General features: G+C 68.5%; 25 protein-coding genes. All 25 read right to left on the reverse strand.

What is annotated here, in order from left to right:
* Window positions 1-180: 180 nt before the first annotated feature.
* Window positions 181-711 (reverse strand): 50S ribosomal protein L17, encoded by a 531-nt coding sequence (gene rplQ, locus Q1K57_RS08810; protein ID WP_300081123.1) that lies wholly within the window; start codon window positions 709-711, stop codon window positions 181-183.
* Between the two features lie 21 nt (window positions 712-732).
* Window positions 733-1,746, reverse strand: coding sequence for a DNA-directed RNA polymerase subunit alpha (locus Q1K57_RS08815; RefSeq protein WP_300081125.1), 1,014 nt, complete (start codon window positions 1,744-1,746; stop codon window positions 733-735).
* Between the two features lie 130 nt (window positions 1,747-1,876).
* The gene (gene rpsD, locus Q1K57_RS08820; protein WP_300081128.1) at window positions 1,877-2,482 is read right to left on the reverse strand and encodes a 30S ribosomal protein S4; all 606 of its coding nucleotides are present in this window, start codon (window positions 2,480-2,482) and stop codon (window positions 1,877-1,879) included.
* A gap of 29 nt (window positions 2,483-2,511) precedes the next feature.
* The gene (gene rpsK, locus Q1K57_RS08825; RefSeq protein ID WP_300081131.1) at window positions 2,512-2,934 is read right to left on the reverse strand and encodes a 30S ribosomal protein S11; all 423 of its coding nucleotides are present in this window, start codon (window positions 2,932-2,934) and stop codon (window positions 2,512-2,514) included.
* A gap of 32 nt (window positions 2,935-2,966) precedes the next feature.
* On the reverse strand, window positions 2,967-3,341 hold the full coding sequence (gene rpsM, locus Q1K57_RS08830) for a 30S ribosomal protein S13 (RefSeq protein ID WP_300081134.1): 375 nt from the start codon (window positions 3,339-3,341) through the stop codon (window positions 2,967-2,969).
* A gap of 275 nt (window positions 3,342-3,616) precedes the next feature.
* The gene (gene rpmJ / locus Q1K57_RS08835; protein ID WP_020575560.1) at window positions 3,617-3,730 is read right to left on the reverse strand and encodes a 50S ribosomal protein L36; all 114 of its coding nucleotides are present in this window, start codon (window positions 3,728-3,730) and stop codon (window positions 3,617-3,619) included.
* 81 nt (window positions 3,731-3,811) lie between these two features.
* Window positions 3,812-4,033, reverse strand: a complete 222-nt coding sequence (infA, locus tag Q1K57_RS08840; RefSeq protein WP_125172108.1) for a translation initiation factor IF-1 — start codon at window positions 4,031-4,033, stop codon at window positions 3,812-3,814.
* Window positions 4,034-4,134: 101 nt separating this feature from the next.
* Window positions 4,135-4,515, reverse strand: a complete 381-nt coding sequence (locus tag Q1K57_RS08845; protein ID WP_300081140.1) for a DUF1707 domain-containing protein — start codon at window positions 4,513-4,515, stop codon at window positions 4,135-4,137.
* Between the two features lie 69 nt (window positions 4,516-4,584).
* Window positions 4,585-6,270, reverse strand: coding sequence for a formate--tetrahydrofolate ligase (locus Q1K57_RS08850; RefSeq protein ID WP_300081143.1), 1,686 nt, complete (start codon window positions 6,268-6,270; stop codon window positions 4,585-4,587).
* Window positions 6,271-6,368: 98 nt separating this feature from the next.
* Window positions 6,369-7,211: a type I methionyl aminopeptidase gene (gene map, locus Q1K57_RS08855; protein WP_300081146.1), complete on the reverse strand. Its 843-nt coding sequence runs from the start codon at window positions 7,209-7,211 to the stop codon at window positions 6,369-6,371.
* Window positions 7,208-7,774, reverse strand: a complete 567-nt coding sequence (locus Q1K57_RS08860; protein WP_300081149.1) for an adenylate kinase — start codon at window positions 7,772-7,774, stop codon at window positions 7,208-7,210. The genes map and Q1K57_RS08860 overlap by 4 nt, the downstream gene beginning before the upstream one ends.
* A complete protein-coding gene (gene secY, locus Q1K57_RS08865) occupies window positions 7,771-9,111 on the reverse strand; it encodes a preprotein translocase subunit SecY (protein WP_300081152.1) in 1,341 nt (446 codons plus the stop codon). Before secY ends, Q1K57_RS08860 begins: the two co-directional genes overlap by 4 nt.
* A 119-nt stretch (window positions 9,112-9,230) precedes the next feature.
* Window positions 9,231-9,950 (reverse strand): SOS response-associated peptidase, encoded by a 720-nt coding sequence (locus tag Q1K57_RS08870; protein ID WP_300081155.1) that lies wholly within the window; start codon window positions 9,948-9,950, stop codon window positions 9,231-9,233.
* A gap of 9 nt (window positions 9,951-9,959) precedes the next feature.
* Window positions 9,960-10,466, reverse strand: coding sequence for a hypothetical protein (locus tag Q1K57_RS08875; protein ID WP_300081158.1), 507 nt, complete (start codon window positions 10,464-10,466; stop codon window positions 9,960-9,962).
* On the reverse strand, window positions 10,463-11,146 hold the full coding sequence (locus Q1K57_RS08880; protein WP_300081161.1) for a TrkA family potassium uptake protein: 684 nt from the start codon (window positions 11,144-11,146) through the stop codon (window positions 10,463-10,465). Before Q1K57_RS08880 ends, Q1K57_RS08875 begins: the two co-directional genes overlap by 4 nt.
* Entirely contained in the window at window positions 11,136-12,554 is a 1,419-nt protein-coding gene (locus tag Q1K57_RS08885) for a potassium transporter TrkG (protein ID WP_300081164.1), read from the reverse strand. Before Q1K57_RS08885 ends, Q1K57_RS08880 begins: the two co-directional genes overlap by 11 nt.
* Before the next feature lie 98 nt (window positions 12,555-12,652).
* Window positions 12,653-13,096 carry a 50S ribosomal protein L15 gene (rplO, locus tag Q1K57_RS08890; protein WP_300081167.1) on the reverse strand — a complete coding sequence of 148 codons (444 nt, stop codon included), beginning with the start codon at window positions 13,094-13,096 and terminating at the stop codon, window positions 12,653-12,655.
* Between the two features lies 1 nt (window position 13,097).
* Window positions 13,098-13,280, reverse strand: a complete 183-nt coding sequence (gene rpmD / locus Q1K57_RS08895) for a 50S ribosomal protein L30 (protein ID WP_300081170.1) — start codon at window positions 13,278-13,280, stop codon at window positions 13,098-13,100.
* Window positions 13,280-13,897, reverse strand: a complete 618-nt coding sequence (gene rpsE, locus Q1K57_RS08900) for a 30S ribosomal protein S5 (protein ID WP_300081173.1) — start codon at window positions 13,895-13,897, stop codon at window positions 13,280-13,282. Before rpsE ends, rpmD begins: the two co-directional genes overlap by 1 nt.
* Window positions 13,898-13,918: 21 nt before the next feature.
* Window positions 13,919-14,302 (reverse strand): 50S ribosomal protein L18, encoded by a 384-nt coding sequence (rplR, locus tag Q1K57_RS08905; RefSeq protein WP_300081194.1) that lies wholly within the window; start codon window positions 14,300-14,302, stop codon window positions 13,919-13,921.
* Between the two features lie 2 nt (window positions 14,303-14,304).
* Window positions 14,305-14,847 carry a 50S ribosomal protein L6 gene (gene rplF, locus Q1K57_RS08910; protein WP_300081176.1) on the reverse strand — a complete coding sequence of 181 codons (543 nt, stop codon included), beginning with the start codon at window positions 14,845-14,847 and terminating at the stop codon, window positions 14,305-14,307.
* A gap of 18 nt (window positions 14,848-14,865) precedes the next feature.
* Window positions 14,866-15,273: a 30S ribosomal protein S8 gene (gene rpsH, locus Q1K57_RS08915; RefSeq protein WP_300081179.1), complete on the reverse strand. Its 408-nt coding sequence runs from the start codon at window positions 15,271-15,273 to the stop codon at window positions 14,866-14,868.
* A gap of 204 nt (window positions 15,274-15,477) precedes the next feature.
* Complete coding sequence (locus Q1K57_RS08920) at window positions 15,478-15,663, reverse strand: type Z 30S ribosomal protein S14 (RefSeq protein ID WP_300081182.1); 186 nt, start codon at window positions 15,661-15,663, stop codon at window positions 15,478-15,480.
* 7 nt (window positions 15,664-15,670) lie between these two features.
* Entirely contained in the window at window positions 15,671-16,321 is a 651-nt protein-coding gene (rplE, locus tag Q1K57_RS08925; protein WP_300081185.1) for a 50S ribosomal protein L5, read from the reverse strand.
* A 1-nt stretch (window position 16,322) separates the two neighbouring features.
* Window positions 16,323-16,607 (reverse strand): 50S ribosomal protein L24 (gene rplX, locus Q1K57_RS08930; protein WP_300081188.1); only part of this gene is annotated, 285 nt, incomplete at its 5' end.

Here is a 16,607-nt window from a genome sequence, read left to right on the forward strand (position 1 = left end):
TTGTCCTCCGGCTCGGGCGGGATCACCGGCATGGCGAACCCAGCCGGGTGTTGCCCTTCGGCGTCTGATGGTTCAGGCATGCGCACCATGGTGCACCCGTTGCGGACCGGACGGGCGGCGTCCGGATGAGAAACGCCCGATCCCTTGCGGGACCGGGCGTTCGCGCTGGTGGAGGGCGGCTCAGGCCTCGGCCTTCTCCTCCTCGGCGACCTCGGCGGCGGGAGCCTCGACCGGTTCCTCCGCCTTGGTGGCCTTCTCCGCCCGGGCGGCCTTCGGCGCCTTCGCAGGCTTCTTCGGCTCGCTCTTGGACGCCGCCGGCTTGGCCTTGGCCTTCGCCTTGCGGGAGTCCTCAACCGACTCGGTCACGATCTCGATGACCGCCATGGGCGCGTTGTCGCCCTGACGGTTGCCGATCTTCGTGATGCGGGTGTAGCCCCCCGGACGGTCGGCGACCTTCGGCGCGATCTCGGTGAACAGGACGTGCACGACGCCCTTGTCGGTGATCGTCTTCAGCACGACGCGACGGCTGTGCAGGTCACCGCGCTTGGCCTTGGTGATGAGCTTCTCGGCGAGCGGACGGACGCGCTTGGCCTTCGTCTCGGTCGTGGTGATCTTGCCGTGCTCGAACAGCTGACTGGCGAGGTTGGCCAGGATGATCCGCTCGTGGGACGGGCTCCCGCCCAGACGGGGACCCTTGGTGGGCTTGGGCATGATTCGGTTCTCCTCGCGGTGTCAGTACTGGTCGGTATCGTCGTCGGCGTACTCGACCTCGTCGTAGCTGCCGAGCGCGGCGAGCGGGTCGAAGCCGGGGGCGCTGTCCTTCAGGGAGAGGCCCATCTCGTGGAGACGGAGCTTGACCTCCTCGATGGACTTGCTGCCGAAGTTGCGGATGTCGAGCAGGTCCTGCTCGGAGCGGGACACGAGCTCGGACACCGTGTGGATGCCCTCGCGCTTGAGGCAGTTGTAGCTGCGCATCGTGAGCTTCAGCTCCTCGACCGGCAGGGCGAGGTCGGCGGCCAGCTGCTCGTCGACCGGGGACGGGCCGATCTCGATGCCCTCGGCGTCCACGTTGAGTTCCCGGGCGAGGCCGAAGAGCTCCACGAGGGTGCGGCCGGCGGACGCGACGGCGTCCCGCGGGGTGATGGCCGGCTTGGTCTCGACGTCGATGATGAGGCGGTCGAAGTCGGTGCGCTGCTCGACACGGGTCGCCTCGACCTTGTAGGTCACCTTGAGGACGGGGCTGTAGATCGAGTCGACCGGGATGCGGCCGATCTCGGAGTCGACGCCCTTGTTCTGCGCGGCGGACACGTAGCCGCGGCCACGCTCGACGACCAGTTCCATGTCGATCTTGCCGTTCTCGCCGAGGGTGGCGATGTGCAGCTCAGGGTTGTGGATCTCGACGCCGGCAGGCGGGGCGATGTCGGCGGCGGTGACAGCGCCGGCGCCGGCCTTCCGCAGGTACATCACCACGGGCTCGTCCTCCTCGGACGAAAGCACGAGCTCCTTGACGTTCAGGATGATCTCCGTCACGTCCTCGACCACACCCGGAAGGGTGGAGAACTCGTGGGCGTTGCCCTCGATCTTGATGCTCGTCACGGCTGCGCCCGGGATGGACGACAGCAGCGTGCGGCGCATCGAGTTGCCGAGGGTGTAGCCGAATCCCGGCTCCAGCGGCTCGATGACGAACCGGGAGCGGAAGTCGTCCACGACCTCCTCGGTCAGCGCGGGGCGCTGTGCGATCAGCATGTGTTTCTTCCTTTCCACCGCCCACTATTTGACGGCGTCCAGAGGGCCCGGCACGGTGCCGGACCCGATGGGGATCTGCGCGGGCAGGCGTCCGGGGCGGCCGATGGACCGGCCGCCCCGGACTCCTCGCTCACTTGGAGTAGAGCTCGACGATCAGCTGTTCGGAAACGTCGATCGTGATCTGGTCGCGGGTCGGCAGTTGGTGCACGAGGATCCGCATGCGGTTCGGGCGCACGGTGAGCCACGCCGGGACGACGCGCTCGTGGTGCAGCTCGCGGGCGATCACGAACGGATCCGCGTTGATCGACTTCGGCTTGACATCGATGATGTCGTAAGCCGACACGCGGTAGCTCGGGATGTTGACCTTCTTGCCGTTGACCAGGAAGTGGCCGTGGACGACGAGCTGACGCGCCTGGCGGCGGGTCGACGCGAAGCCGGCGCGGTAGATCACGTTGTCGAGACGGCTCTCGAGGATCTGCAGCAGCACCTCACCGGTCTTGCCGGGCTTGCGCACGGCCTCCTCGTAGTAGCGGCGGAACTGCTTCTCGAGGACGCCGTAGGCGAAGCGGGCCTTCTGCTTCTCCTTGAGCTGGAGCAGGTACTCCGACTCCTTGATGCGCCCGCGGCCGTGCTGCCCCGGGGGGTACGCGCGACGCTCGAACGCCTTGTCGTTGCCCACCAGGTCGGTGCCGAGCCGGCGGGACTTCTTGGTGATGGGTCCGGTGTAACGGGCCATGGTTGATCAGTCCTTCTCTTTCTGCTCGGTCAGACGCGACGACGCTTGGGCGGGCGGCAGCCGTTGTGCGGCACCGGGGTCACGTCGGAGATCGGACCGATCTCCAGACCCAGAGCGCCGAGGCTGCGGATCGCGGTCTCGCGGCCCGAGCCCGGGCCCTTGACGAAGACGTCCACGCGCTTCATGCCGTGCTCCATGGCGCGGCGTCCGGCGGCCTCGGCGGCCATCTGGGCGGCGAACGGCGTCGACTTGCGGGAGCCCTTGAAGCCGACGGTGCCGGCGGACGCCCAGCTGATCACGGCGCCGTTGGCGTCGGTGATCGAGATGATGGTGTTGTTGAACGTGCTCTTGATGTGCGCCTGGCCGGCGGTGACGTTCTTCTTCTCCTTGCGGCGGACCTTCGTCTTCGCCGCGGCGGCGGACTGCGCCTTGGTACGGCCTGCGGTAGCCATGTGTCAGTTCTCCTTTAGCCCGAGGCGCCGCGTCAGCGGGCCTTCTTCTTCACGGCGACAGCCTTCTTGCTGCCCTTGCGGGTGCGCGCGTTGGTGCGCGTGCGCTGGCCACGCACGGGCAGGCCCATGCGGTGGCGGCGGCCCTGGTAGCTGCCGATCTCGATCTTGCGGCGGATGTCCGCGGCGACCGTGCGACGCAGGTCGCCCTCGGTCTCGTAGTTGGCTTCGATGAAGTCACGCATCGCGACGAGTTGCTCGTCGGTCAGGTCCTTCACGCGGACGTCGCCGCTGACTCCGGTGGCGGCGAGGATCTCCTTGGCCCGGGTGCGACCGATGCCGAAGATGTAGGTGAGGCCGATCTCGGTGCGCTTCTCGCGCGGGAGATCGACTCCGATGAGTCGTGCCATCAGGCGTTCCTTTCGTCTCTCCGGCCGTCCGGGCCGGCGAAGGTGTGTGGCGTGACGCGTCCCGTGCGCCTGAGCGCGGGCCCCGGCCTTCGTCCGGAGGTGGAACCAGTCGGGTTGGCTTGCGGGCTCACGCGCCCGCCCCGGCTGGGGCTGCTGTCACGTTCTCTGTCACCGCTCGCCGCGGGGGCTGGTGTTCGCTCCCGCTCACGCTCGGTTCATTCAGTTGTCACCGCTTGTGCGGTGTGGGGATCGCTCCCCGCCCCGCCCCAGGGGCGTCAGCCCTGGCGCTGCTTGTGGCGCGGGTTCTCGCAGATCACCATCACGCGACCGTGCCGGCGGATGACCTTGCACTTGTCGCAGATCTTCTTGACGCTCGGCTGAACCTTCATCGAGCTACTTTCTCTGCTGTGTCCGGGCGCGGCGTGGCCGTGCTCGGACGGGGACGGACATCGACGTTCGGGTGAACGCGACTACTTGTGCCGGTAGACGATGCGGCCGCGCGTGAGATCGTAGGGGGACAGCTCGACGACCACTCGGTCGGCGGGAAGGATGCGGATGTAGTGCTGCCGCATCTTGCCGCTGATGGTCGCCAGAACCTTGTGCCCGTTCCCGAGTTCCACCCGGAACATCGCGTTGGGCAGCGCCTCGACGACGGTGCCCTCCATTTCGAGGGCGCCTTCCTTCTTGGCCATGATCTCCTAAGTCGTTCGGACGCAGTTGTCACCTGGACACAGGTGACCGACAGTCCATATTACTCCAGCCCTACAGCGCGCTCAAATCGGCGGCGTTCGGCTCACAGCAGGGTGAGGAGCACCAGGATCACGACGACGAGGAGCGCCATCGCGGCGGCCGCCCCGACCATGACGGTCATCAGCACCGGGAACGGACGCGGACCGCCCGAAGGCGTCAGCTCGCCGGGCTGGCCGGATCCGACGGGGACGATGGCGGGTGTGTCGTGGGTCGCCAGGGGGGGCAGTTCGGCGACGATGCCGGCGACCTCCCCCAGCCGGCTCGCGGAGAACAGGGTGTCGAGGTGCGCGCGGTAGGCGTCGGCGGCCACCTTGCCGTCGCCGTACGCCTCGTTGAGGCGGGCGATGAGGCGGTTTCGCTCGGCCTCGTCGAGCGGCGCGTCCGGCGTGGACACGTACTTCGACGACCTGGGCAGTTCGGGCATGGCTTCACTGTAGTTGCTTCCGCCACGGCGGACCTCCCGCCGAAGCGGCGCCGGTTGCGCCGAACGCCCCTAGAACAGCCCCACCACCCGGCCGTCGGGCGCGAGGTCCATGTGCGTGGCGGCGGGGTTGGCGCCCAGTCCCGGCATGGTCTGCATGGTGCCGGCGAGGGCGTAGACGTAGCCTGCCCCCGCGGCCAGTCGCACCTCGCGGATCGGCAACACCCAGCCGCCGGGGGCGCCCAGCGCCTTGGGGTCGGCGGTGGTCGAGAGGTGCGTCTTCGCAACCAGCACCGGCAGACCCCCGAACCCGAGCTCTTCCGCACGCGCCAGCTGCCGCGCGGCCTCCGGCGCGATCTCGATGCCGTCGGCGCCGTACACCTTGGTGGCCAGCGCGGTCAGCTTGGCCCGGATCCCCGCTTCCAGCGGGTAGGTGAAGCGCAGGTCGGTGCCGTCCCCGCACGCCGCCAGCACCGCCTCTGCGAGCGCTGTCGCACCGGCTCCCCCCTCAGCCACGAAGGTGCCGACCGCGCACCGGACGCCGCGGGCGGCGGCGTACTCCTCGATCACGCGGTGCTCGCTTCCGTGATCGCCGGGGAAGGCGTTGATCGCCACGACGGCCGGCACCCCGGCGCCCCGCACCACGTCGAGGTGGTGGCCCAGGTTGGCCAGGCCGGCACGCACCTCCTCAGGGTTCTCCGCCAGCATCGCCTCGGGCAGCGGCTTGCCCGCGACGATCCGGTGTTTGCCGGAGTGCAGCTTGAGGGCACGCACGGTGACCACGACCACGGCGGCGTCCGGGACGAACCCCGACGTGCGGCACTTGACGTTGACGAAGCGCTCGAAGCCGAGATCGGCGCCGAAGCCGGCCTCGGTCACGACCACATCCGACCGCGACAGCCCGACGTGGTCGGCCACGATCGAGTTGTTGCCCGTCGCGATGTTGCCGAAGGGTCCGCCGTGCACCAGCGCCGGCTGGCCCTCGAGCGTCTGGAGCAGGTTCGGCCGGATCGCATCGCGCAGCAGCACGCCCATCGCGCCGCCGGCCGCCAGGTCGTCCGCCGTCAGGGGGCGTCCGTCGCGGGTGAACCCGATGACGACCCGGCCGAGGCGGGCGCGCAGGTCCTCCAGCGAGGTCGCCAGCGACAGGATCGTCATCACCTCCGAACTGGCCGTGATGTCGAACCGCGACTGCCGCGGCACTCCGTCGAGCCGCCCGCCCAGTCCGATCACGATGTTCCGCAGCGCCCGGTCGTTCATGTCGAGCACGCGGCCCCACGCGATCGAGTGCGGGTCGACGCCGAGCACATTCCCCTGCTGCAGGTGGTTGTCGACGAGCGCCGCCAGCAAATTGTGGGCCGACGTCACCGCGTGGAAGTCACCCGTCAGGTGCAGGTTCATCGTCTCCATCGGCAGCACCTGGCTGTACCCTGCCCCCGCAGCGCCACCCTTGATGCCGAACACCGGCCCCAGCGAGGGCTGCCGCAACGCCACCGAGGCGTTGAGCCCGAGGCGTCCGAGCCCTTGGGTCAGGCCGATCGCGGTGGCGGTCTTCCCTTCGCCCAACGGCGTCGGAGTGATCGCCGTGACCACCACGTACTTGCCGCTCGGACGCCGGGCCCCCAGAGCCTCCAGCTCCACCTTGGCGGCGTGGCGGCCGTAGGGTTCGAGGTCTGAGTCGGTCAGGCCGAGTCGTTCACCGATCTCGGGCAGGGGCCGCGGCGTTGCGGACTGGGCGATCTCAAGGTCGGACGGCACCCTTCGTTTGTAGCAGCCCCGCTCGGGTCGCCACGCCGGTTCGGCCGCCGCGGTCGTCGTTCAGTGTCAACTCGGACGCCGCCGGCGCCGGCTCGGCGTCAGTCGGCCAGCGGACCGAAGGGGAGGCCGCGGGCGACGAGCTCCGACTCACCGCCGTCGAGGGCCGTGAGCACCCACAGACCCTTCGGGGTGACCGTGATCGTGTGTTCCCAGTGCGCGGCACGGGAACCGTCGGAACTGGCCACGGTCCACTCGTCGTCCAGGACGACGCCCTCGGATGAACCCCGCGTCACCATCGGCTCGATGGCCAGCGCCATGCCCTCCACGATCCGCGGCCCCTTGCCGGCGCGGCCCTCGTTGGGGACGTCGGGCGGCTGGTGCATGGCCGAACCGATGCCGTGACCGCTGTACTCGCGCAGCAGCCCGTAGTTCTCGGGGTGCGCCCGGACGCTCGCCTCGACCGCGGCGCTGATGTCGCCGATGCGGCCGCCGAGGCGGGCCGCCCCGATGCCGGCCCACAGGGACTCACGCGTGACCTCCGACAAGCGGGCGTCGGCCGCCGCCAAGTCACCTACCCCGAACGTGACCGCGCCGTCGCCGTGCCATCCGTCGACGATGGCGCCGAAGTCGACGCTCACGAGATCGCCGTGAGCGAGCACGCGGCCGCCGGGGATGCCGTGGACGATCTCCTCGTTGACCGAGATGCAGGTGACGGCCGGGTAGGGCGGGTACCCCCAGCCGGCGCCGTAGCCGAGGAAGGACGACTGCGCTCCGCGGCGGGCGAGGACGTCGCGGGCCAACTCGTCGAGGTCGCGTGTGGTGACACCCGGCGCGGCCGCGTCCGTGAGCGCGCGATGGACTTCGGCGACCACCTGCCCCGCCCGGCGCATGAGACGCAACTGGTCGGGGGTCTTGATCTCGATGCCGCGGCGTCCGATCACAGCGCGTCGAGGCCGGACGTGATCCGGTCGCGCACCGCGTCGACGGTGCCCACGGCGTCCACGTCGACGACGAGGCCGCGCTCGCGGTAGACGGCGACCACGTCGGCCGTCTCGGCATGGTAGACTTCGATGCGATGACGGATGGACTCCTCGTTGTCGTCGGCCCGGCCCTCCAGCTCCGCACGCTTGAGCATGCGGGCCACGAGAGCATCCGGGTCTGCGTTCAGCGCGATGACGCCGTCGAGCTTGGTCTTCGTCTCGTCCATCATGATGTCGAGCGCCTCGACCTGGCCGAGGGTGCGCGGGTATCCGTCGAGCAGCCAGCCCTTCCAGCAGTCGGGCTCGGCGATCCGGGAGAAGATCAGCGAGGTCGTCAGCACGTCGGGCACGAAGTCGCCGCGGCCGATGATCTCGACCACTCGGTCACCCAGCGGCGTGTGCCGCTTGATGTTGTCACGGAAGATGTCGCCGCTCGAGATCGCCGGGACGCCGTAGCGCTGGGCAACCGCCGTGGCCTGCGTCCCCTTGCCCGCCCCTGGCGGGCCCATGATCAACAGCCTCATCGCAGGAACCCTTCGTAGTTGCGTTGCTGGAGCTGACTCTGGATCTGCTTAACGGTATCCAATCCGACGCCCACGATGATGAGAATCGACGTACCGCCGAAGGGGAACTTGCCGGAGGTGCCCAGCGCGAAGAACGCGAGGGCCGGGATCATGGCGATGAGCGCGAGGTAGAGCGAACCGGGGGCGGTGAGGCGGCTCAGCACGTGGCTCAGGTACTTCTCGGTCGGCTTCCCGGCACGGATGCCGGGGATGAAGCCGCCGTACTTCTTCATGTTGTCGGCCACTTCTTCGGGGTTGAAGGTGATGGCGACGTAGAAGTAGGCGAACGCGATGATCAGGATGAACTCGATCACGTTGTACCAGAGGCTCTGGCCGGGCAGCATGTTCGCCCCGATCCACGCGGACATCGGGGACTGGGGGAAGAACTGGCTCAGCATGATCGGCAGATACAGGATCGAGCTCGCGAAGATGACGGGGATGACGCCCGCCTGGTTGACCTTCATCGGGATGTAGGTCGTGCTGCCACCGACGAGGCGACGGCCGACCATCCGCTTCGCGTACTGCACCGGGATGCGGCGCTGTGCCTGCTCGACGAAGATGACGCCGAGCATGACGACCAGGCCGATGGCCAGCACGGCCAAGAACGCCATCCAGCCGGCTGAGTTCGGCAGCGTGACGCCGTTGACGTCCTGGGTGCCGCGGCTCAGCGCGATGCCCCACATCTGGGCCGGGAAGGCGGCGGCGATCTGGGTGAAGATCATGACCGACATGCCGTTGCCCACGCCGCGCTCAGTGATCAGCTCGCCCAGCCACATGACGATGCCTGTGCCCGCCGTCATGGTGAGGATCATCACGATCATCGGGAAGAGCGACGTGTCGTAGATGACGGGCAGGGTGCAGCCCTGGAACAGCTGGCCGGTGACGGCCATGGTCACGAAGGCTGTCGACTGCATGACTGCGAGCACGATCGTCAGGTAGCGCGTGTACTGCGTGATCTTCTGCTGCCCGGCTCCGCCCTCCTTCTTCAACGCCTCGAGCCGTGGGATCACGACGGTCAGCAACTGCAGGATGATGGACGCCGTGATGTACGGCATGATCCCGAGCGCGAAGATGGCGAGGTTGAGCAGCGCGCCGCCGGAGAAGAGGTTGACCATCGAGTAGAGACCCGCGGCATCACCGGTGGTTGCCTGGACTCGACACTGGTCGATGTTCTCCAGGTTCACGTTCGGCGCAGGGGTGACCGATCCGATACGGGCGACCAGCAGGATGCCGAGCGTGAACAGGATCTTCCGGCGTAGGTCGGGCGTCCTGAGCGCGTTGGCGAAAGCGGAGAGCATCCGGTTCCTCTTTGTGAGTGCCTCGTTGGGCACCTCACCCAACCTTGCAGACTCTACCAATCATCGGTCCCCACCCCCACATCGGTGCCCCGGGGGTCCGGAAGACGAGCGGGCAACCCTCAGCCTGCGGGCACCAGCAGTTCGGGTCCGTTGTTGCGCACCGCGTTGACCGCCGTGCCGACGCGGTACACCGTCACGTCGGCGCCGGCGTCCACGCTGAGCAGCACGAGCGCGGCAGCCGCGTCGGTGAGGAGCGGGTCGAGCCAGGCGTCCCAGGCGTCGGGCCGGATCACCATGGGCATGCGGTCGTGCAGGTGACCGAGAGCGTCCGTCGCGCTCGTCGTGATGATCGAGCAGGTGGTGAGCCACGGAGCGTCCGGACCGAGGGAGCGGTCGCGCCAGAACTCGTAGATACCGGCCATGACCATCGGCCCTCCCCCGGCCGGTCGCACGAACCACGGCAGCTTGGCCGGCTTGCCCGAGCCGGACGCCGCCGGTGCGGTCTCCCACTCGTAGAAGCCGTCGGCGGGGATGAGGCAGCGGCGCGCGGCGAACGCCTTCGCGAACGCGGGCTTGGTCGCAACAGTCTCTGATCGGGCGTTGATCATGCGTGCGCCACCCGAGGCGTCTTTCGACCACGAGGGCACGAGCCCCCAGCGCGGTGTCACGAGCTTGCGGACGACCGCGTCGGACGCCTTGTCGATGCGTTCGACGACGGCCGCGACGGGGTCGGTCGGCGCTGCGTTCCACGTGGGCGACGGCGCATCGATGACCTCGTCGATCGCGAAGGTCTCGACAATCTCCTCGGTGCTGGCCGAGGCGGCGAAGCGTCCGCACATCATGACTCCTCAGGTGGTGAAGGCGTGGACGGCGACCACCACGGAGCCGTCTTCGGCGGTGACGCGCACGTAGCGCAGGTAAGGGTTCGTGGCGCCCGTGACCTCGGCGCAACGGCGATCGGTGCCGCGGCCCTCCAGCCCGGTGCAGCTGGCCGGGTTGGTCTCGGTGTACTCGTCGACGGACGCCGCCCACGCGGCCACCTGCCCGCGCGGGACGACGAAGGTCGCCTCGAGCGACCAGTCCTGGAAAGCCGTGTACGTGCTCGACTCGACAACGGTGCCCTCCGGCAGGTCCATGCCGCTCACCGCCTCGACGTCGGCCGCCGGCACGTCCGTGCACGACACCCCAAGGCGCACCCCGCAACCGTCGTCGTCTGCGGGTGGACCGAACATCGCCCCGTAGAGCCCGACGACCACCGCGCTCATCGCGGCCAGCGTCACGACGAACCACAAGACGGCGGCGACGACCAGAGCCCGGCCCCAGGCGGGCCATCGCTGTCCGGGGTGCAGGGTCATCTCAGTCGACAGAAGTCTTCGACCACGTCGCGACGGCCCGACACAATGAGTTCGTCCCCGGCGAGGGGCACCGTCTCAGGAACCGCATAGATGAACTCCTCCCCGGTGCGCTTCAGCCCGACGACCGTCACGCGGTAGCGCGTCCGGACGATCGACTCCCGAAGGGGGACGCCGATCGTCACGCGTGGCGCCTGCGTGCGTGCGATCGCGAACCCGTCTTCGAACTCGAAGTAGTCCACCATGAAGCCGCTGAGGGCGTGGCCTACGCGCTCCCCTGCCGACCGCTCCGGGTAGACGACGTGGTGGGCCCCGACGCGCGTGAGAATCTCACCATGGGTGCGCGAGACGGCTTTAGCCCAGATCTCGCCGACGCCGCCCTCGGCGAGGTGGAGGACGGTGATGATGGACGCCTCGACGTCACCGATCGCCACCACGGCCCGCGCGAAGTCCGCGGCACCGAGCTGGCGCAGCGCCTCGACGTCGGTGGTGTCTGCCTGCACGACGTGGGTGAGTTCCTCGGCGTAGCGCGCGACGAGGGCAGGGTTCGCGTCGACGCCCAGCACCTCGATGTCGAGGTCGACCAGCGTCTGGGCAGCCGCCGAACCGAAGCGCCCCAGCCCCAGGACGATGATGGCGCCCGGCCCCACTTTGCGACCGCCGGGAAGCAACCTATCCAACAAGGGGGTCCTCCTCAGGGTAGGCGTAGTGGCGATGTCTCTGCTGCAACGTGAGTGCGGTCACGACGCTCAGGACCCCGACTCGTCCAAGGTACATGAGCGCCATCAGGGTGGCCCACGCAGCCGGAGGAAGGGTCGGGGTGAGGTTCATGGAGAGGCCCACGGTGCCGAATGCCGACACCACTTCGAAGATCGCCTGCGGGAGCGGGGCGCCACTGGTACCGAGGAGCACCAGAACGCCCGCTGCCACGACGACGAGCGCGAGCACCATGACCGTGAAGGCCTGGCGTTGGGCGGGGACCGAGACCGCTCTCCCGGCAAGCGTCGTCCGCGTCTCGCCGCGCAACTCACCCCAGGCCGCGGCCAGGAGCACGAACACCGTCGTGATCTTCACACCGCCGGCGGTGCCGGCGGAGCCGCCCCCGATGAACATGAGGAGGTAGTTGACGAAGATCGTCTGGGGAGTTGCCGCCGCGTAGTCGATGGAGTTGAAACCCGCGGTCCTGGGGAAGACCGCGCCGCCGAGCGCGCCGAGCAGCCGGCCGGTCACGTCGGTCCGACCGAGGGTCCCGGGGTTGGTCCATTCCCACGCGACGAACGTCGCGTAACCGAGGGCCAGAAGGAGGAGCGTGCCTGTCACGGTGAGTCGCGCGTGGACGCTGAGGCGACGACGCGGCGTCTCGGCCCCACGCAGCAACTCGGAGACCGATGCCGTCGTGACGGTGCGGCCGGCCGCCGAGCCGCGAACACGGCGTCCCCCCCGGGGGAAGAGCTCGATGTAGATGGGGAACCCGAGGCCACCGAGCACGACGGCTGCACAGATCGGGATCATGATCCACGGATCAGCGTTGAAACCGATCAGATTGGTCGAATAGAGGCTGAACCCGGCGTTGTTGAACGCCGACACCGCGTGGAACAGCCCTTGCCACGCCGCCTCGCCCCACGATCCGGTGTACATACGGAAGCGGACCACCAACCAGGTGGCCACGCACGCTTCCGCGACCAGCATGGTCGCGAGAATGCGGAGGGGGAGGCCGCGGAGGTCGCCGAACGAGCGTGCCTTCGTCTCACCGATCGCCATGAGCGACTGCGACAGCGTGGCTCGTCCCCCGACGAGCTGCACCATGATGAGCGTCGACAGGGTCATGATGCCGAAGCCGCCCACCTGAATCAGCAGCAGGATTACTGCCTGACCGAAGAAACTCCAGTGGGTCGGAGTGTCCACGATCGCGAGGCCGGTGATGCACAGCGCAGACATCGAGGTGAAGGACGCCTCCCACCACCCTGTGGTGCGCCCCGGCTGGGTCGAGATGGGCAACATCAGCAGCCCCGTCCCCACGAGCCAGCCGGCCGCGTACGCCGTCGGCGCGACCCGCACCGGGTGCCAGCCCCACCGGACGAATCGACGCATCACCCGGACACCCTAGCCCGAGACGACCGTGCGGCCGACACGCGCAGCGGCGGGCACCCCGTTCGGGTACCCGCCGCCTCGTGTTCAGCAGGGAGAGCTCAGACCTGGGTGGCGGTGCCGCCCGCGGCCTCGATCTTCTCCTTCGCGGAGCTGGTGAACGCGTTGACCTGGACGTCGAGCTTCACGCTCACGTCGCCCGAGCCGAGCACCTTCACGAGCTTGCCCTTGCGGACTGCGCCGACCTCGACCAGATCGGCCACGGTCACCGTGCCGCCCTCGGGGAAGAGCTCAGCGAGCTTGCCCACGTTGACGACCTGGTACTCGACGCGGAACGGGTTCTGGAACCCCCGCAGCTTCGGCAGCCGCATGTGCATCGGCATCTGGCCGCCCTCGAACGCCGGGGAGACGTTCTTGCGCGCGCCGGTGCCCTTGGTGCCACGACCGGCGGTCTTGCCGCCCTTGCCGCCCTCACCGCGGCCGACCCGCTTGGCCGCGCTCTTGGCCCCAGGGGCCGGGCGCAGGTGGTGTGCCTTCAGCGCCATGTCAGTCAACCTCCTCGACGGAGACGAGGTGGATCACGGTGTTGACCATGCCGCGGTACTGCGGGAGGTCTTCCTTCTCCACAACGTCACCGATCTTCTTCAGCCCGAGCGTGCGCAACGTCTCGGCCTGGTTCCTCTTCACGCGGTTCGCGCTCTTGATCTGGGTCACCCGTAGCGTGGCCATCAGGCAGCTCCCTCCTTGCGCGCCCGCAGCAGGGCGGCCGGGGTGACGTCCTCGACGGGCAGGCCGCGGCGACGCGCCACCTGCTCGGGCTCCTCCAACTGCTGGAGCGCGGCCACGGTGGCGTGCACCACGTTGATCGCGTTCGCGCTGCCGAGGGACTTCGCGAGCACGTCGGAGATACCGGCGCACTCAAGGACGGCGCGAGCCGAACCGCCGGCGATCACGCCGGTACCCGGCGAGGCCGGGCGGAGCAGCACGACGCCAGCCGCCTTCTCACCCTGGACGGGGTGCGGGATGGTGCCCTGGATGCGGGGGACGCGGAAGAAGCTCTTCTTCGCCTCCTCGACACCCTTGGCGATCGCCGCGGGCACCTCCTTGGCCTTGCCGTAGCCGACGCCCACGGTGCCGTCACCGTCGCCCACCACGACGAGCGCGGTGAAGCTGAACCGACGGCCACCCTGCACGACCTTCGCGACGCGGTTGATCGCCACGACGCGCTCCAGGTACTGGCTCTTCTCCTGCTGGGCGTCGCCCCGGCCACGACGATCTTCGCGTCCGCGACGCTCGCCACCGCCAGCGCGCCCCGCGCGCTGGTTCGAGGCGTTTTCGTTCGCCATGAGATTTCCTTTCCGCTTCGATCAGAATCCGAGGCCGGCTTCGCGCGCACCGTCAGCCAGCGCGGCGATCCGTCCGTGGTACTGGTGGCCGGCGCGGTCGAACACGACGTTCTCCACACCCGCCTTCTTCGCACGCTCGGCCAGGAGAACGCCGACCTGCTTGGCCTTGGCGCTCTTGTCGCCGGACGCCGCCCGCAGGTCGGCCTCCATCGTGGACGCCGACGCGAGGGTCACTCCGCGGGTGTCGTCGATCACCTGCGCGCCGATGTGGCGGGCGCTGCGGGTCACGACGAGGCGCGGACGCTCCGGGCTGCCGAAGATCTTCTTCCGGCCGCGAGCCTGACGGCGCAGGCGCGCCTTCGTGCGGGCAGCCATGCCCTTGTTCTGGGACAACGAGATGCCCATCGTCACTTACCAGCCTTTCCGACCTTGCGGCGCACGCGCTCGCCGGCGTAGCGAACGCCCTTGCCCTTGTAGGGCTCCGGCTTGCGGAGCTTGCGGATGTTGGCGGCAACTTCGCCAACGACCTGCTTGTCGATGCCCTGCACGCTGAACGCGGTCGGCTTCTCGACCGTGAAGGTGATGCCCTCCGGAGCGTTGATGACGACCGGGTGGCTGAAGCCGAGGTTGAACTCGAGCTGCTGGGGGCCCTTGGAGATCACGCGGTAACCGACACCGACGATCTCGAGCTTCTTCTCGTAGCCCTCGGTGACACCGATGACCATGTTGTTCACGAGGGTTCGCGTGAGGCCGTGGAGCGCGCGATTCGAGCGCTCGTCGTCCGGCCGGGTCACCTCGATCTCACCGGCGTCGTTGCGGGCGACGCTGATGGGCTCGGCCACCGTGAGGCTCAGGGTGCCCTTGGGGCCCTTCACCTCGACCTGCTGGCCGTCGAGCTTGACCTCGACACCGCTGGGGACCGTGATGGGGAGCTTGCCGATTCGGGACATGTGTTCAGCTCCTCTCGATCACCAGACGTAGGCGAGGACTTCCCCGCCGACGCTCTTGATGGATGCTTCCTTGTCGGTCAGCAGGCCCTGGCTGGTGGAGATGATCGCGATGCCGAGGCCGCCGAGGACCTTGGGCAGCGCGGTGCTCTTCGCGTAAACGCGGAGGCCGGGCTTGCTGATGCGGCGCAGGCCCGCGATCGAACGCTCGCGGTTCTGGCCGTACTTGAGGGTGATCTTGAGGGTCTTGGCGACCTCGCCCTCGGTCGGCTCGAGCACCTCGAAGCCGGTGATGTAACCCTGCTGCTGCAGGATCGCGGCGATGCCCGCCTTGATCTTGCTGTGCGGCATGGTCGTGGAGTCGTGGTACGCCTGGTTGGCGTTCCGCAGACGCGTCAGCATGTCTGCGATCGGATCGGTCATGGTCATCTGGGCGGTTGCCCTTTCTCGAGCGGTTTCCCGCCGGGTACACCCGGCCGGGACCTTCTCGTTCGTTTCTTCTCCGCACCGCGCCGGCGGTGCACCCGGGCCGTCAGGGCCCGCGGTCCGGCGCGTCGGCGCCGGGGCTTGTTCAGTTGTCGCGCGAGCGGAGCGCTTTCCGTTCCGCGGGGGCGAGCGAAGGCGTCGCGGTGCTTACCAGGACGACTTCGTGATGCCCGGGAGTTCGCCGCGGTGGGCGAGCTCACGCAGGCAGATGCGGCACAACCCGAACTTGCGGTAGACCGACTTCGGACGCCCGCAGCGGTTGCAACGGGTGTACGCACGGACCGCGAACTTGGGCGTGCGGCTCTGCTTGACCTTGAGTCCAGTCTTGGCCATGGTCAGTTCACCTCCTGCTCAGCTGCTTCTTGATCTGGCTCTTGGAACCCGTGAAGGCACGCTTGCGCACGGTGGCCTTCTTGGGGTCGTTCTCGGGCGCCTTGAACGGGAACCCGAGCGCACGCAGCAGGGCGAGGCCCTCGGCGTCCGTCGTGGCCGACGTCACGAACGTGATGTCCATGCCGCGGGTGCGATCGATCTTGTCCTGGTCGATCTCGTGGAACATGACCTGCTCGGTGAGGCCGAAGGTGTAGTTGCCCTGGCCGTCGAACTGGTGCGCCGAGAGGCCGCGGAAGTCGCGGATACGCGGCAGCGCCAGGGTGAGCAGCCGGTCGGCGAACTCCCACATGCGGTCGCCGCGCAGCGTGACGTGGCAGCCGATCGGCATGCCCTCGCGCAGCTTGAACTGGGCGATCGACTTACGGGCCTTGGTCACCTGCGGCTTCTGACCGGTGATGGCGGTGAGGTCGCGGATGGCGCCGTCGATCACCTTCGAGTCACGCGCAGCCTCGCCGACACCCATGTTGACCACGACCTTCACCAGGCCGGGGATCTGCATGACGTTGGCGTAGGTGAACTCGGCGTTCAGCGCATCACGGATCTCGTCGCGGTACTTCTTCTTGAGGCGGGGCAGTTCCTTGACAGCGGTCTCGGCCATCTCAGATCTCCTTCCCGGTCTTGCGAGCGATGCGGACGCTGCGCTCGGCGGTGTACTGGGAGCCGTCCGGACGCCGCTTCGTCACCTCGACCCGCTTGTAACCGACGCGGGTGAGCTGGGCATTCTTACCGGCGCCCACCACGAGCTGGACGTTCGACGCGTGGATCGGCGCCTCGGTCTCGATGATCCCGCCGTCGTTGCGGCGGCCGTTCGGGTTCGCCGGGGTGTGCTTCTTGACGATGTTCACGCCCTCGACGATGACCTTGTTCTCCTTGGGGAAGACCTT

Source organism: Propioniciclava sp. (genome assembly GCF_029977985.1).
Classification (GTDB): domain Bacteria; phylum Actinomycetota; class Actinomycetes; order Propionibacteriales; family Propionibacteriaceae; genus Propioniciclava.